Genomic DNA, 16238 nt, shown 5'->3' on the forward strand with positions numbered 1-16238 from the left:
GGCTAATTCCCCGGAACGTGGCAAATACCCAGGTCCTGATCCTTCAACATCTGCTGCGTGAGGCGTTCCACCACGCCGCTTATTGCTCGCCGGCGCGGCGAACGCAGGGCCTCCATTTGCTCGAGGTATTGCGCGTCGGTGAGGTTCTGGCTGTTCTCGAAGAGTGTTTGCTGCCGCGAATCGAAGGACGCTGTCGCTGACTGGAATGCCTCAGGAAATTGCTGTTTAAGGTGGGCTCTCCAGAACGCCAACTGTGTAATGAAACGCAGGAATGCAGGTGAGAGTTCTGCCGTGCGCACTTGGGAGTGCGCCACCTCCAGACCCTCGTTGGTCACATTGGCGAATAGTGCAAAATTCAGGTGCTTGGGCTGCCCCGGCAATTGCAGGGACTGGGCCAAGCCGACCCGGAATGCCAGGCTGACTTCCAGCGGGTCCACAGAAAAGTGTTCGGCAGCGTAGGTCGAAGCAATTTTTTCCAGCTCGCTAAGGCGAAACAAACCGCGGCTCAACTTCAACAGCGCCCCGGAGTTGCCCTGCGCGCGACCGGCCTGGAGCGTCGCGCTCTCAACCTCCTTCAAGACTTCCAACTGACTGAAAATCTGCGCAGTCCCATCTGAACAGTTCGCCGGATGAGCGGCCAGTTGAAAGACCCGCTCACGCAGCCCGACACTGTCATGGGTCGCCTGCAAGACCTCCCAGACGCGCCGGGTCAAATCCTCGCGTACGTAACGACTGTCCGCAGTCGCTGACAGTTGGGCCAGCAACTCGAACAATGGTGCCGATTCCGGATCGTCGCGAAGGTTGGCCCAAACCGCACGTTTGTGGGCATCTCGGCTGGCCGTGTCCTTTGGCAACCACAACGCCCTGGCTTTCAACTCAGTCATGCGGGGTTGATCGTCCTCGACATACCCCATGCCAATCCCCACTTCGTCGCGATAACGCTCAAGTGCCTCGACCGTCGAACGGGATAACGGGTTACCGCCCAGGTTAACCGACTGGCTGAAACTACGCGGCGTGGTAAACACCCACTCGGGCAGCACCGTGATCGAGTTGCCGCGAAGGTCCATTTGCTCCAACTGGGCCAACCGCCCGAGCCCTACGGGCAGGTCGGTGATTTTTGTGTCCTGCAATAACAGCGTATGCAAATCACGCATCTTGCCGACATCCACCAGCTTTTCCAGGGGATTGTGGCTCAAGTCCAGCCTCCGCAACGTGCTCATGTCAGCCAATTTCACCCGGGTGTATTCGGTCAGGGCCAACCGGTTGCGGGGCATCGACAGACTGTCGAGCGCCAACATGCGTGAGAGTATTTCCGGTAATCGGGTCAGACGGTTTCGGTCCAGGTCCAGACGCCTCAGCCCCTTGAAACACTTAAGGAAATAAGCGACATCATCGCCTAACTGCATGTTCTTGAGTGACAGCTGCTCGACATGGTCGAAACGGATTTCAGGGGGCAGCGTCGGCAACGAACCAATGCGCATCCCGTCCAGGTTTAAACTGGGTACGGACGTCTGGTGTTCATTCAGAGCAAAACTTTGACGTCGCCAACAGGCCTCAAGGCGCTCTGCCACCTGCTCGCGGCTATACCGGATGTCACTCAGGCCCGGCTGTTTATCCAGGCCCTGGATATCGCTCTTCCAGTGCCTGAGCAGTGCTCGCAAATGAGCCAGCTCTGCCTCCAGACGCTTTACCGCCTTGGCCCGGGAAAGATGGTCTGCGCCCAAGGCCAGCAGCAACGACGACACTTGCCCGTCACTGAACAAGGGGTATAACCCTTTCACCTTACGCACCAGCGCGGGCGGATGAACCAACGGCCCCGTCGGTGAGTCGGCCATTCTGCAGGACGCTGCCTCCAGCACGGGCTCTTTGACTTTGCCGGAAAACGCTTCGGCGGCCAGTTCCCGTTCCCCCTTCGCCTGCGACGCGCACATGTAGCGCAACCGCCAGAGGTTGCTGGCCTCCTCGGGTGGTAAACCCAGTGCCACCCGCTGGCGCCCCGTCAGCGCCGCATCAATTGCCTCGAACAGGCCGTCCGGTCCGGCATAAGGCCCACCGATACGCAGGCCCTTGTCATTGAACGCTTCAAACCCGGCGTCCGATCTGACCACGACTCGCCGCACGCTGGCCCCAGTGAGTGCGCCCAAGGCCAGCAACTCGCCCTGTGGCGAATCCTGACGCAACTCGAGCTGCAATTCCCGCCCCCACCCCGCTACACGCGGCATTGACCGGACCGCGAGGAGCGCGGTATCCAGGCTGGCCAACTCTGGCTGCTCAAACCCCATCAGGGCGCGGTCCAGGCGTTGCTCCCCAAGGGCACGTTGCACTGCCTCGGCCAGTGCCATGGGAATCCGTTGATTATCGTGCAGGGACTCACGCTGCACCGTTGAGGTCTCGGCCATCAATTCGCGCAGCAGCGTACAGGGCAATTGCGGATAGGCACGCCGGAGCAACGCCCCTTCGGGCGGGACTGGGCCGTCATAGGCCTGATACAGCTGCTCAAACAACGGCTTGTGATCAGCCTTGAGCTGCGCGAGCAACTGACGGGACAGCACCGCGTGCTCCTGATCGGCCGCAACACCCTCTCCCAGCAGGGCGATTTTTTGTGGCTTATCCAGCCCGGACAACAGCACATCGAACACTTTCCCCTCACTGAGCATCTGCTCGGTGACCGGCAAACGCAGGCTCACGGGGTTAGACGCTGCGTTGGCGGGGTAGCGGGCCTTGACGCTGCCCTGGGCATCCAGCAGCTCAAAATAGCGTCCCTCAGGCCACCCTTGTAACAGGGGCAAGGCGTGCATCTGCACGGTTGAGTTTTCGAGGCTGGGGGAGGCACCGTTTTGCAACTGCCAGATCAAATCGCGAATGGACTGATCCAGCCTGAAACGCTCGTACAGGTCGCGAAAGCGTGCGGGAAAGGGTAAGCACTCCTGGGCCTGATAGACGCCCCAATCGTGGGGTTTGTCCATAATGGACTTGATCTGTAGAAGTTTCCTTGGCGGGAGCGAGGCGCCGGGGCCCGTCGGTTTCAAGCGTGAAAAGAGATACTCGGGGTCCTCCCACTCGTCAGGTTTTTCCAACGCAAAACGCCAACACCCCTCACCGTTATGCAGCACTTCGGGGCGATAAGCCGTGTGCCGAGCCGGGTGGTGTGCCCGCCACTGACCCAGTTTGGCGTCGAACGAAACCCGGTGCACACAATCATTGATCACGACATATGAATGCCCCTCCACCTTGTAGACGCCAGAAGCGTCCGCCGGCTCGTCGTCGATAAGGCTCCGATCGTGGGCGTACTGGATGAAATTGGGGCGCCACAGCCGCTGGTTCCCATCAGCCGGGCGAACCACTTCATACTTGCCAAAAAAGCTGTCCAGGCTAAGGCCGCTGCGCTTGAGCACCGACCCGACCACCTTGCTCCCTGCCGCGAATAACACCATCGAGGTGATAGTTTCCGCCACCCCCGCCAACTGCTTGAACGCCTCTTCCTTGTCACCCCGGCGCCAATCTTCAATGCCCTCATATAGCTCCCCGAGCATTTGGCCCAGCGCCACGCCCGTCATCAACATCCCCAGCTCCGGGACGACAAACCCGGCGAGGTTGAGCACCGTCAACCCGGCATCCAGGTACGCCTGCAAGCGATGTTCACGGACCTCTTCATCCACGTCAGCCACCGGCACCGCCAGCGCCCGAGCATCGGCTTGCAGCTTTGCTGTGTAAGCGTCGAAAAAATGCTGCGCCAGGCTGACCGTAATGCGGTTTTCTTGCAGCACCCCCAGCGTGTGGGCATGTTCGAAACGGCTAAAGAAACCGGCCCGGTCGCCCTGACTCAGGTAGCGGCTAAAGAAGGTACGGTAGGCGGCTACTTCACTCTTGCGCTTAAGGTAGACCTGGAAATCGTCCAGCGAGGAATACTCAAACAATGGCCGCTCGGGCTCATTGGGCATATACACCACACAAGGCTCATGCGGGTATTGCACAATCGATCGACCCGAGAACACCAGGATGCTCCACAAGCAACCGCCCTGTGTATTCAACCCCTGCCAAATGACCGGAAGCCCTTGAAAGCGCACCCCTGCCGCCTGAGCCTGGGACGGTGTGAGTGAGCGGTCCAGCAAGGCGCACAGCATCCCATAGATGGCCTGGGTGATATCCCCCCGCATCAGGGCGATATGGGCATCGATTTTCATATCCAGGGTTTTCATCCGGCCAATATCGGTCGCCACATCATTGATGTAGGGCTCATCACTCGCCGGGGCGCTGTCCAGTTTGAGCACGTCACGGATGTGCTGCTGATACAAGCGGCCAAGATCCAGGGCCCGACACCCCTGGGCAAACGCATGGGGTGACAGGCCGATGACCTCCCCCGCCGCAGACCCCGACTGCAGCAGCGACCCCGCCGGATAGTGTTGCGCTTGCGCCTCTTGCTCAGAAAAGTTCTGCATCGCCACATGCAACAGGCTGTCCCGCACCAGCCTCACCTTTTTCACGTACTGCAACGGTAAAAGCTCTGTCTCGTACTCGTTCACAGCACGCACGAAGCGATCTTTTTTGGGCTCCAGCGTCAACTGCCACCGTGTCTGGCAGTAGTCCTTGAGCCGCTCATTGCAAAACTCATCCAGCGCCTGCAAGGGCTTCATGCGCTCGGCGACGCTCGCCTGGGCACCGGCCACCTGTACGACCTCTCTCTCCAGTGCTTGCAGCACGCCAGGCGGCGCGTTGACCATCCAACCCGGCAGCTTTTTTTGCAGCAGTTGGGCCTTGTCCAGATCGCCCGTCATTTCCAGTAAAGCTGCTTGCAGTTGCCTCTGGGTCAACTGGTTCAACTTGTTATTCAAATCATCCTTGGGCCGCATCAGCAATATCCTTTATTGCCAGAAAATCAAGGAATGACGATACCGCAGCGGCCTGCGCGGAATTAACGCTGATTGTTGATGGGTTGGCGGGCGCGCGCAGCAGTATTTCCCATGCAAAAACTGTAGGGCTACCACCCTGGATCAGCCCTGTGACGCGTGATCGGCTAGAATGGCCGCCTTGCCTTTGCCTGCGTTATTTTTATGAGCCGCCCATGAACCCCGTAACCCACGCCCAGCTCGACTGGGACGACCAAGGCCGCCCGCGTTCGCGAGTCTTCGACGATGTGTACTTCTCCGACAAGTCGGGCCTTGAAGAAACCCGCTATGTGTTCCTTGAGCAGAACCGTTTGCAAGAGCGCTTTGCCGCCTTGCCGGTGGGCGGTCGGTTGGTGATTGGCGAGACCGGTTTCGGCACGGGCTTGAATTTCCTATGCGCCTGGCAACTGTTTGAACAACACGCGGTAGCCGGTGCGCACCTGCACTTTGTCAGCGTAGAAAAGTACCCGTTGAGTCGCGCCGACCTGCAACGTGCCCTCGCCCTCTGGCCCGAGTTGCAGCCCTTGGCCGCGCAACTGCTGGCCCAGTACATCGCCATTCACCAGGGTTTCCAGCGCCTGGTGCTGGATAACGGTCGCGTGACCTTGACCCTGTTGATCGGCGATGCCCTGGAGCAGTTGCCACAACTGGACGCACAGGTCGATGCGTGGTTTCTCGACGGCTTCGCCCCGGCGAAAAACCCGGAAATGTGGACCGCCGAGCTGTTTGCCGAACTGGCGCGCCTGGCGGCTCCAGGTTCGACCATCAGCACCTTCACCAGCACCGGTTGGGTACGCCGGCTGATCAATGCCGCCGGGTTCAAAATGAAACGCACACCGGGCATTGGCCACAAGTGGGAGATCCTGCGCGGCGAATTCCTCGGCTGGCCGGCGGACGCACCCGCACCGTCCGCTGCCAAACCATGGTTTGCGCGCCCTGCGGCGTTAGCGGGCGAACGGCACGCGCTGGTCATCGGCGGCGGCCTGGCCGGTTGCGCCACCGCCTCCAGCCTGGCGGCACGCGGTTGGCAAGTCAGCCTGCTGGAGCGCCACGCGAGCCTGGCCCAGGAGGCCTCGGGTAATCCGCAGGGCGTGCTGTACCTCAAGCTGTCGGCCCATGGCACAGCGCTGTCGCAACTGATCGTCGCTGGGTTCGGTCACACCCGGCGCCTGCTGGAGCACCTGCACCGTGGCGTCGACTGGGACGGCTGCGGCGTGCTGCAACTGGCCTTCAACGCCAAGGAAGCCGAACGCCAGGCACAGCTTGCACACGCGTTCGCACCGGACCTGCTGCACCTGCTGGACCGTGATCAGGCTCAACAACAGGCGGGGATCAGGCTGGCCCAGGGCGGTCTGTTTTTCCCGGAAGGTGGCTGGGTGCATCCTCCGGCGCTGTGCCAATGGCAAGCGGCGCATCCGCTGATTAAGGTACTCACTCATCATGAGGCCCTTGAGTTGCACCGTGTCGACGACCAGTGGCAAGCCCGCGACGGCGATAGGGTACTGGCCAGCGCCACGGTGGTCGTGCTCGCCGGGGCTGCCGACATCAAGCGATTCGCGCTGAGCGCTGACTTGCCGCTCAAGCGTATTCGCGGGCAAATCACTCGGCTGGCGCAAACAACGGCCAGTGCGGCCCTGGCCACGGTGGTCTGCGCCGAGGGTTATGTCGCGCCAGCCCGGCGTGGCGAACACACCTTGGGCGCCAGCTTTGATTTCAACAATGACGACCTCACACCAACGGTTGCCGAACATGCCGGCAACCTGGCGATGCTGCGCGAGATTTCCGAAGACCTGGTGCAGCGCCTGGGGGCCAATCAACTGGTACCAGAACAACTGGAGGGCCGTGCCGCCTTTCGTTGCACCAGCCCTGACTACCTGCCAATCGTCGGGCCATTGGCCGACACCGAGGCGTTTCAACGCACCTATGCGGTACTGAGTAAAGATGCCCGCCAGGTACCGGACATACCCTGCCCATGGCTGCCGGGGGTGTACATCAACAGCGGCCACGGCTCTCGCGGGCTGATCACCGCGCCGCTCTGTGGCGAGTTGCTCGCCGCCTGGCTGAATGACGAACCGCTGCCGGTTCCGGCCAGCGTAGCCGAGGCTTGCCACCCGAATCGGTTTGCCCTGCGCGCGTTGGTAAGAGTCAAGTCAACGGTCAACAAAGAGCGGCATTGAAGCCATCACGGCTATTTGCCTTATAACTTATTGGTCTAAAACTCCGCGGATAGCACTGGGTCAGTTTCTGGGTACGCGCCCTTTGGGCGTATTGAGAATGACCCCTCCCCAACGGAAAAACCGGTAAGGAATTTATGTGCGGATTAGCTGGAGAATTACGTTTCGATGCCCAACCTGCCGACCTGGCTGCGATTGAGCGCATCACCCATCACTTGGCCCCACGCGGCCCTGATGCCTGGGGCTTTCATGCCCAAGGGCCGATTGCCCTGGGCCACCGCCGCCTGAAAATCATGGACCTTTCGGACGGCTCAGCCCAACCGATGGTCGATTCGCAGCTCGGCCTCAGCCTGGCCTTCAACGGCGCGATCTATAACTTCCCGGAATTGCGTCAAGAGCTGGAAGCCTTGGGCTACGCCTTCTATTCCGGTGGCGACACCGAAGTTCTCCTCAAGGGTTATCACGCCTGGGGCGAGGCGCTGCTGCCCAAGCTCAATGGCATGTTTGCCTTTGCCATCTGGGAACGTGATGCCCAGCGCCTGTTTATTGCCCGCGACCGCCTTGGGGTGAAGCCCTTGTACCTGTCGCGCACCGGCCAGCGCCTGCGCTTCGCCTCGGCATTGCCGGCGCTGCTCAAGGGCGGTGATATCAACCCGATCCTCGATCCGGTCGCCCTCAATCACTATCTGAATTTCCATGCCGTGGTGCCTGCGCCGCGTACCTTGCTGGCGGGCATTGAAAAACTGCCGCCGGCGAGCTGGATGCGCATCGACGCCAGCGGCAAGACAGAACAGAAAACCTGGTGGACCCTGCCCTACGGCCCACATGAAGATGAAAAAAACCTGACCCTGGAAGACTGGACCGACCGCGTCCTCGACAGCACGCGCGAAGCCGTGGCCATTCGCCAACGTGCGGCGGTGGATGTGGGCGTGCTGCTTTCCGGTGGCGTCGACTCAAGCATGCTCGTCGGCCTGCTGCGGGAAGTGGGCGTACAGGATCTGTCGACATTTTCCATCGGTTTTGAAGACGCCGGCGGCGAGGCCGGGAACGAGTTCCAGTACTCCGACCTGATCGCCAAGCACTATGGCACCCGCCACCACCAGTTACGCATCGCCGAAAGCGAGATCATCGAGCAATTGCCGGCGGCGTTCCGTGCCATGAGCGAGCCGATGGTCAGCCACGATTGCATCGCCTTCTACCTGCTGTCGCGGGAAGTGGCCAAGCATTGCAAAGTGGTGCAGAGCGGCCAGGGCGCAGATGAACTGTTCGCCGGTTACCACTGGTACCCGCAGGTGGACGGCGCGAGCGATCCCTACGCCGCTTATCGCGACGCGTTTTTCGACCGCAGTTACGACGATTACGCAGCCACTGTCGCGCCGAAATGGCTGACCGCCAATGATGCCGCCGGCGACTTCGTGCGCGAACATTTCGCCATGCCCGGCGCCGACGCCGCCGTGGACAAGGCTCTGCGCCTGGACAGCACGGTGATGCTGGTAGATGACCCGGTCAAACGCGTCGACAACATGACCATGGCCTGGGGCCTGGAAGCACGTACGCCGTTTCTCGATTACCGCCTGGTCGAACTCTCGGCCCGCGTGCCCGGCCAGTTCAAACTGCCCGACGGCGGCAAGCAAGTCTTGAAGGAGGCCGCGCGCCGCGTGATTCCGAGCGAAGTCATCGACCGTAAGAAAGGCTACTTCCCGGTGCCGGGCCTCAAGCATTTGCAGGGCGATACCCTGAACTGGGTGCGTGAACTGCTGCTCGACCCGAGCCAGGATCGCGGCCTGTTCAACCCGACCATGCTCGACCGCTTGCTCACCGACCCGCAAGGCCAACTGACCCCGCTGCGCGGCTCCAAGCTGTGGCAACTGGCGGCGCTGAACCTGTGGCTCAGCGAACAAGGAATCTGATCAATGAAACCCCACGCAGCGGCTTACAGCCAACGCTTGCTCAAAGGCCAGGCGCCCACTTACGAGCGCCTGCAAGCCCGCCTGGCCGAAGATGGCAGCCCCTTGGCGGCCGAACCGATTGCCGTGCATTGCGGTTGGGGCCGATTGTTGATCGGTCATACATTTCCAGACCCCGCCAGCCTCGCCCAGGAGTTGCTCAACGAGCAGGCTGGCGAAAGGGATATCGCGCTCTACGTGGCCGCGCCCCAGCAGATATTGGGGATTGATCCGCAGCAGTTGTTCCTTGATCCGTCTGATACCTTGCGCCTGTGGTTCAGCGACTATCGCCCAGCGACTCGGGTATTTCGCGGTTTCCGCATTCGCCGGGTGCAGTCCGAGGCGGATTGGCTGGCAGTGAATCAGTTGTATCAAGGGCGCGGCATGTTGCCCGTCGACGCCGAACGCCTCACCCCACGCCACCAAGGTGGCCCGGTGTATTGGCTGGCCGAGGATGAAGACAGCGGCGCCGTGATCGGCAGTGTAATGGGCCTCAATCACCAGAAGGCCTTTCACGACCCGGAAAACGGTTGCAGCCTGTGGTGCCTGGCGGTCGACCCGCAATGCACCCGGCCCGGCGTGGGTGAAGTGTTGGTGCGCCATTTGGTGGAACACTTCATGAGCCGTGGCCTGAGTTACCTGGATCTGTCGGTGCTGCACGACAACCGTCAGGCCAAGAACCTCTACGCCAAGCTCGGCTTCCGTGCGCTGACCACCTTTGCGATCAAGCGCAAGAACGGCATCAACCAGCCGTTGTTTCTCGGCCCGGGCCCGCAGGCGGAGTTCAATCCCTATGCGCGGATCATTGTCGAGGAGGCCCACCGGCGTGGTATCGACGTACAGGTGGATGATGCGGATGCCGGGTTATTCACCTTGAGCCACGGTGGGCGTCGCGTGCGTTGCCGTGAATCCTTGAGCGATTTGACCAGTGCCATCAGCATGACCCTGTGCCAGGACAAAAGCCTGACCCATAAAGTGTTGAAAGCCGCCGGTTTGAAGCTGCCGTCGCAGCAATTGGCAGGCAGCGCCGATGACAACCTGGACTTCCTCGATGAACACCAGCGCATCGTCGTCAAGCCGCTGGATGGCGAGCAAGGCCAGGGCGTGGCGGTGGATTTGCAGAGCATCGAAGAGGTGCAACAGGCGATTGAAACCGCGCGCCAGTTCGACAGCCGTGTGTTGCTGGAGAGCTTTCACGAAGGTCTGGACCTGCGCATCCTGGTGATCGGTTTCGAGGTGGTCGCCGCGGCGATCCGTCGTCCTGCCGAGGTGACCGGCGACGGCCATCACTCCATCGGCGCGTTGATCGAAGCCCAAAGCCGTCGCCGCCAGGCTGCCACCGACGGCGAAAGCAAAATCCCCCTGGATGGCGAGACCGAACGCACCTTGCAAGCCGCCGGTTTCGACTACAGCAGCATCCTGCCCCGTGGCCAGACCCTGGCCGTGCGCCGCACCGCCAACCTGCACACCGGCGGCTGCCTGGAAGACGTCACCGACATCTTGCACCCCACGCTGGTGGACGCCGCCGTGCGCGCCGCCCGCGCCCTGGACATCCCCATGGTGGGCCTCGACCTGATGGTGCCCGCCGCCGATCAACCCGAGTACGTGTTTATCGAAGCCAACGAACGGGCCGGCCTGGCCAATCATGAACCGCAGCCTACCGCGGAGAAATTTGTGGATTTGCTGTTTCCCCATAGCTGAACGATCCGAACCCCAGGAGTCTTTATGAGCCGAACCATCCCCGAACCGGATCTGAATTACCTGCAAAAAGTCCTGCTGGAAATGCTCGCCATTCCCAGCCCCACCGGGTTTACCGACACCATCGTGCGCTACGTCGCCGAGCGTCTGGAAGAACTGGGTATCCCGTTTGAAATGACCCGGCGCGGCACCATCCGCGCCACCTTGAAAGGCCAGAAAAACAGCCCCGACCGCGCCGTGTCCGCGCATCTGGACACCATCGGCGCCGCCGTGCGCGCGATCAAGGACAACGGCCGCCTGAGCCTGGCGCCGGTGGGCTGCTGGTCGAGCCGGTTTGCCGAAGGTAGCCGTGTCAGCCTGTTTACCGATAACGGCGTGATCCGTGGCAGTGTGTTGCCATTGATGGCCTCCGGGCATGCGTTCAACACCGCGGTGGACGAAATGCCGGTGAGCTGGGACCACGTGGAGTTGCGCCTGGACGCCTACTGCGCGACCCGTGCCGATTGCGATTCCTTGGGGATTGGCATCGGCGATTATGTGGCCTTCGACCCACTGCCGGAGTTCACCGAGAGCGGCCACATCAGCGCGCGTCATCTGGATGACAAGGCCGGTGTCGCCGCCCTCCTCGCCGCGCTCAAGGGCATCGTCGACAGTGGCGAACCCTTGCTGATCGACTGCCATCCACTGTTCACCATCACCGAGGAGACCGGCAGCGGCGCGGCGGCCGCTCTGCCCTGGGACGTCAGTGAGTTTGTCGGCATCGATATCGCCCCCGTCGCCCCCGGCCAGCACTCCAGCGAGCACGCGGTGAGCGTGGCGATGCAGGATTCCGGCGGGCCGTATGACTATCACCTGTCACGGCATCTGCTGCGTCTGGCGTCGGACAATGAACTGCCAGTACGCCGCGACCTCTTCCGCTATTACTTCAGCGATGCGCATTCGGCGGTCACTGCCGGCCACGATATCCGCACTGCCTTGTTGGCATTCGGTTGTGATGCGACCCACGGCTACGAACGTACCCACATCGATAGCCTCGCGGCCCTGAGTCGTTTGCTGGGCGCTTACATTCTCAGCCCGCCGGTGTTCGCCAGCGATGCACAACCGGCCCAGGGTTCCCTGGATCGGTTCAGTCATCAGATCGAGCACGAGACGCAGATGGAGAGCGACACACGTGTGCCGTCGGTAGACAGCCTGGTGGGCAACAAGTCCTGAGGCTGGCAACTGGGGTCCCGGCGCAGTAGCATCGCCGGGATCCATTACCCGAGGCTTGTATGCTGATTCCCTACGACGCACTTGAAGTCGACACCCTGACCCGCCTGATCGAAGACTTCGTCACCCGTGACGGCACCGACAATGGCGACGACACGCCCCTGGAAACCCGCGTGCTGCGCGTACGCCAGGCGCTGACCAAGGGCCAGGCGCTGATCGTGTTCGACCCGGAAAGCGAGCAGTGCCAGTTGATGCTCAAGCACGATGTGCCCAAGCATCTGTTCGACTGACCGGGGTTTCAGGGGTTGGGCACAGGCACTGGAGGGTGTCTGGCGTCTTGGCGCTCAAGGATTTTCTGGTACACCTCCGCGCGATGAACATGCACCCCGGCCGGTGCTTCCACACCGAACTTGACCTGTTTACCGTTCAACTCAAGGATATGTACGGCGATGTCATCGCCGATGGAGATGACTTCGCGTACAGCGCGGCTTAAGACCAACATGGCGGTTGTCCTTTTAATAGTGAAAGGACCTTGACCATGCGCGCAGGGGATGGGTCGCAGCAATGGCTCGCGGCGAAAACAGGCAGCACCTACAAAGACAGGTAAATTGCCTGACAGACTAGCGCCTGATCAGCCCTTGGCCGCCTGCGCTTTGGCGCGCATTTTGTCGGCCATGGTGGTCATCTCGTCATAGAGCAGCTGCGGGTTCTTCTGCTTCAACGCCCACGCCATCCGCCCCTGTTCGTGGGGCAGGATCATGAACTCGCCTTCCGCGACGCGCTGGTAGATGTAATCGGCAATATCCGCCGCCGAAATCGGCGAGCTCTCAAGCAACTTGCCCACTTGGGCCTTCATCGCCGGGGTTGGCCCACGGAACGAGTCGAGCAGGTTGGTCTGGAAGAACGATGGGCACACCACGTGCACGCCGACTTCCTGCTGCTTGAGTTCCACCAGCAGGCTTTCCGACAGCGCCACCACGCCAGCCTTGGCCACGTTGTAGTTGCTCATCGCCGGGCCCTGCATCAGCGCAGCCATCGACGCGATGTTGATAATGCGGCCCTTGCTCTTTTCCAGCAGCGGCAGGAACGCCTTGCACCCCTTGACCACACCCATCAGGTTGATTGCGATCTGCCAGTCCCAGTCTTCCAGGGACAGTTCGGCGAAGAACCCGCCCGAGGCCACACCGGCATTATTGACGATCACATCGATGCCACCCAGCTTCACTTCGCACGCCTGGGCAAATGCGGTGAGCTGGCTGTAGTCGCGTACATCGCAGCGTTGGATAAAACCGTCGCCACCGCTCTCGCGTACACGCTTGAGGGTTTCTTGCAGGCCCGGTTCGCTGACGTCCGACAAGGCCAACTGCCACCCTTCACGGGCCCAGCGCAGAGCGATTTCGCGGCCCAGGCCCGACCCGGCACCAGTGATCATCATGCGATTTTGCATAGGAAGTAGCCTTGTGGTTCACGGAAGAAGTAACCGGCAGTGTAGCGAAGGTTTTTCCCACACCCATCCACCATCAGAGTGATGAATAGCCCTGGCAAACCGCGGGCTCGGTCGGATAGCGAGGCGTAGCCTAAGTTCAATCTTTTTCAACTAAGCAGAAGAAAGTGTTCACGCAGTAAAAGAAATAAGCGCCACTGCAAAATGCTTTAAAAAAACAGGGAATTTTCCACGAAGAGGTGCAGTCGGAGTTATTAAGGCGTCCGTATTTAAGTCGGTTTTAAGTCGGGCCTACTTTTTAAACAACCGGTCTTTAAAGAAGGCCTACAAGGAAAAAAACCATGAGCCTTATTCTGATCATTATCCTTATCCTCCTGCTGGTGGGCGGCCTGCCGGTGTTCCCGCACTCGCGTAGCTGGGGTTATGGCCCATCGGGCATCCTGGGCGTGGTCCTGGTCGTGCTGCTGGTGTTGTTGTTGCTCGGCAAAATATAAACGCCGGGCAAAAAAAGAGGCCTTCTTGAAGGCCTCTTTTTTATTGCCGGTCGATTAGTCCGGCTTACCGTCTACCACCCCTGCGGTGTTATCCAACAGACTCTTGGTCGCTGTCTGCAGGAACGATTCAAGCTTCTGCTTCAGTGCGGCCTCGTCTGGCGATTCGGAAATGACCTTACCACTTGGCTCGGCGCCCAGTTCGTACGACCACAGCTTAGGCGGCATTTCCTTAGGCAATACCAGCACGCGGTCGCCCGTCAGCAGCGCCACGGTCTGGTCGCTACCCGACGGTTTGATCACGCCGAAGCCCTTGTCGCCTTCCGGCAGGTTCAACAGGTCGCGGCCCCAGCACTGGTGCAGGGTTTCGCCACCGAGACGGCCCATGATGGTCGGCACGATGTCGATCTGGGTCCCCACGGTGTGATCACGCTCGCCGAACTTCTCCTGTATGCCCGGTGCGATCATCAGCATCGGCACGTTGAAGCGGCCCAGGTCCATTTCAGTAATCTGTTGCTCGTTACCGAAACCGTGGTCGCCGACAATCACAAACAGGGTTTCCTTGAAGTACGGCTCCTTGCGGGCCTTTTCAAAGAACTGGCCCAGGGCCCAGTCGGAGTAGCGCATCGCCGTCAAATGTTCGTCGAGGCTGCCACGGCCCGTGACCTTTTCCACCGGCAATGGTGTCGGCAACGCATACGGCGTGTGGTTGGACAGGGTTTGCAGCAGGGCATAGAACGGCTTGCCGCCTTCACGGGCTTTCAATTCTTCCAGACCACGGTTGAACATGTCCTGGTCGGACACGCCCCACGTCGGATCGGAGAACACCGGGTCGACGAAGTCGTTACGACCGATGAAGTTGGTCATGCCCTGGTTGCTGAAGAAGCCTGACTGGTTGTCCCAGGCAAAATCACCGTTGTAGACGTACACGTCGTCAAACTTGCGCGCGCTGAGCAACTGCGGCAGGCCCGACAGCTTGTGGCTGCCTTCCGGGGTCTGCATCAGGTATTCGAACGCCGGCAGGTTCGGGAAGCACGCCATGGTGGCGAACATCCCTTGGTGGGTGTGCGTGCCGTTGGAGAAGAAGCGGTCGAACAGCAGGCCTTCCTTGGACAGTTTGTCGAAGTACGGCGTGATATTGCCCGGACGGCCCAGCGCACCGACCGAATGACCGGCGAAGCTTTCCATCAGGATCACGACGACGTTCTTGATTGGCAGGGTTTTCTCGGCCGGCGGGGTGAACTCACGGCGCACGGCGGCGGTGTCGGTATCCACCAGTTTTTCTGTCGGCAGCACCAGCATGTCACGCACGGTCTGGGTCGCCAGCGGCTGCTCCAGTGTGGCCTTCCAAGTGTTGTCACGGTGCTCGGAGAAACGTGCCTTGGCCGCGCCGATCAACGACAGCGTGCCATTGAGACCCAGCTGGTTGGCGAAGTTCGAGTCGGTGGTGTACACGTCACCCCAACGCAGCGGCGGGCCCTGGCGCAGGGTGCCACGAATGGCGACCACGGCGATCAGCAGGCAGACCACAAACACCGCGATGCGGGTGTACCACGGCGCTACCTGCCGGGTGCCGATGCTGCCACCGCTGAACGGGCCGCGCGGGCGCGTTGCGCGATCGGCACCTGTAAAGGCCATGCTCAGGATCAGCGTACCCACGGCCCAGGCCAGCAGGTAGCGCACCACAGGGAAACCGTACCAGAGCATGCTCATCACGGTACTCGGGTCTTCCTTCACGTACTGGAAGACCAAACCGTTGAGGCGCTGGTGGAATTCGCGGTAGAAGTCCATTTCCATCAGGCCCAGGAACAGGGCAATGCTGGACACGACGGTCAGCCACAGACGGAAGAACCCACGCGCGGCCATGGCGCGGACGCTGAACAGTGCCAGCAGCAGCGGGATCAACGCGTACATCACGAAGCGGATGTCCAGGCGCGTGCCATTGCCGAACGCTTCCAGGAAGGTCGAGGCCGGCGTGTCGAGGATCATCTCGCGGTTGTACACCAGCAGCGCGAGGCGCAGCAGGGAGAACATCACCATCATGACCAGTGCACAGAGCAGTGTGTACGCCAGATGGGATTTGACGGTTGGTTGCAGCAGGCGATTAGAAGCTCGCTGCTGATTCAGGGCGTCCGGGTTTGCCATGTCGTTTTAGGACCCATTGGAAGTTTAAGTGACGAAGTAGTGCAGTGGCGCAAATGGTGCCCGATCAACGGCAGCAAGGCTATTAATTACTGAACGCGCACCCCTGCCCCGCCTTGAGTGGCACTGGGATTAGAGCCCCTGGCAGGGAAATGAAGCCGGCGAATTGTCTTGGATGGGATGTGAAAATTCCGTGCAACGAATATTTCGATACACAAATCTAATGGGTGTACGCAAACCAATGTGGG

At 60.8% G+C, this 16238-nt stretch carries 10 protein-coding genes; 6 read left to right on the forward strand and 4 right to left on the reverse strand.

The genetic code is table 11. The annotated features are described in order from the left end of the window. Positions 1-2 precede the first annotated feature (2 nt). On the reverse strand, positions 3-4850 hold the full coding sequence (locus PF1751_RS19240) for an NEL-type E3 ubiquitin ligase domain-containing protein (RefSeq protein WP_044287584.1): 4848 nt from the start codon (positions 4848-4850) through the stop codon (positions 3-5). A 212-nt stretch (positions 4851-5062) separates the two neighbouring features. On the opposite strand from PF1751_RS19240, the gene mnmC reads away from it, so the two are divergent. From mnmC to PF1751_RS19265, 5 genes are all read left to right on the forward strand, one after another. Next, entirely contained in the window at positions 5063-7063 is a 2001-nt protein-coding gene (gene mnmC / locus PF1751_RS19245) for a bifunctional tRNA (5-methylaminomethyl-2-thiouridine)(34)-methyltransferase MnmC2/FAD-dependent 5-carboxymethylaminomethyl-2-thiouridine(34) oxidoreductase MnmC1 (RefSeq protein WP_044287585.1), read from the forward strand. Positions 7064-7197: 134 nt separating this feature from the next. Beyond that, positions 7198-8970 carry an N-acetylglutaminylglutamine amidotransferase gene (locus PF1751_RS19250; RefSeq protein ID WP_010208886.1) on the forward strand — a complete coding sequence of 591 codons (1773 nt, stop codon included), beginning with the start codon at positions 7198-7200 and terminating at the stop codon, positions 8968-8970. 3 nt (positions 8971-8973) lie between these two features. Next, complete coding sequence (gene ngg, locus PF1751_RS19255) at positions 8974-10707, forward strand: N-acetylglutaminylglutamine synthetase (protein ID WP_044287586.1); 1734 nt, start codon at positions 8974-8976, stop codon at positions 10705-10707. Between the two features lie 24 nt (positions 10708-10731). Continuing rightward, entirely contained in the window at positions 10732-11916 is a 1185-nt protein-coding gene (locus tag PF1751_RS19260) for an osmoprotectant NAGGN system M42 family peptidase (protein WP_044287587.1), read from the forward strand. 59 nt (positions 11917-11975) lie between these two features. Continuing rightward, entirely contained in the window at positions 11976-12203 is a 228-nt protein-coding gene (locus PF1751_RS19265) for a YheU family protein (RefSeq protein ID WP_003192759.1), read from the forward strand. Between the two features lie 8 nt (positions 12204-12211). Here the strand turns inward: PF1751_RS19265 and csrA are convergent, their stop codons facing one another. Beyond that, positions 12212-12415 (reverse strand): carbon storage regulator CsrA, encoded by a 204-nt coding sequence (csrA, locus tag PF1751_RS28540; RefSeq protein WP_080923223.1) that lies wholly within the window; start codon positions 12413-12415, stop codon positions 12212-12214. 129 nt (positions 12416-12544) lie between these two features. Further along, on the reverse strand, positions 12545-13360 hold the full coding sequence (locus PF1751_RS19270) for an SDR family oxidoreductase (protein WP_010208880.1): 816 nt from the start codon (positions 13358-13360) through the stop codon (positions 12545-12547). Between the two features lie 338 nt (positions 13361-13698). Here PF1751_RS19270 and PF1751_RS28545 point away from each other — a divergent pair, with 338 nt between their 5' ends. Further along, positions 13699-13851: a DUF3309 family protein gene (locus PF1751_RS28545; protein WP_010208879.1), complete on the forward strand. Its 153-nt coding sequence runs from the start codon at positions 13699-13701 to the stop codon at positions 13849-13851. Between the two features lie 54 nt (positions 13852-13905). Here PF1751_RS28545 and PF1751_RS19280 read toward each other — a convergent pair whose 3' ends face one another. Further along, positions 13906-15993, reverse strand: coding sequence for an LTA synthase family protein (locus tag PF1751_RS19280; protein ID WP_010208877.1), 2088 nt, complete (start codon positions 15991-15993; stop codon positions 13906-13908). Positions 15994-16238 lie beyond the last annotated feature (245 nt).

Source organism: Pseudomonas simiae (assembly GCF_000934565.1).
GTDB classification, from domain to species: Bacteria; Pseudomonadota; Gammaproteobacteria; order Pseudomonadales; family Pseudomonadaceae; genus Aquipseudomonas; species Aquipseudomonas simiae.

Bases quoted from the DNA above. Each gene is read 5' to 3' on its own strand.
- PF1751_RS19240 (WP_044287584.1), bottom strand. From the start codon at position 4,850: ATGCGGCCCAAGGATGATTTGAATAACAAGTTGAACCAGTTGACCCAG.
- mnmC (WP_044287585.1), top strand. From the start codon at position 5,063: ATGAACCCCGTAACCCACGCCCAGCTCGACTGGGACGACCAAGGCCGC.
- PF1751_RS19250 (WP_010208886.1), top strand. From the start codon at position 7,198: ATGTGCGGATTAGCTGGAGAATTACGTTTCGATGCCCAACCTGCCGAC.
- ngg (WP_044287586.1), top strand. From the start codon at position 8,974: ATGAAACCCCACGCAGCGGCTTACAGCCAACGCTTGCTCAAAGGCCAG.
- PF1751_RS19260 (WP_044287587.1), top strand. From the start codon at position 10,732: ATGAGCCGAACCATCCCCGAACCGGATCTGAATTACCTGCAAAAAGTC.
- PF1751_RS19265 (WP_003192759.1), top strand. From the start codon at position 11,976: ATGCTGATTCCCTACGACGCACTTGAAGTCGACACCCTGACCCGCCTG.
- csrA (WP_080923223.1), bottom strand. From the start codon at position 12,415: ATGTTGGTCTTAAGCCGCGCTGTACGCGAAGTCATCTCCATCGGCGAT.
- PF1751_RS19270 (WP_010208880.1), bottom strand. From the start codon at position 13,360: ATGCAAAATCGCATGATGATCACTGGTGCCGGGTCGGGCCTGGGCCGC.
- PF1751_RS28545 (WP_010208879.1), top strand. From the start codon at position 13,699: ATGAGCCTTATTCTGATCATTATCCTTATCCTCCTGCTGGTGGGCGGC.
- PF1751_RS19280 (WP_010208877.1), bottom strand. From the start codon at position 15,993: ATGGCAAACCCGGACGCCCTGAATCAGCAGCGAGCTTCTAATCGCCTG.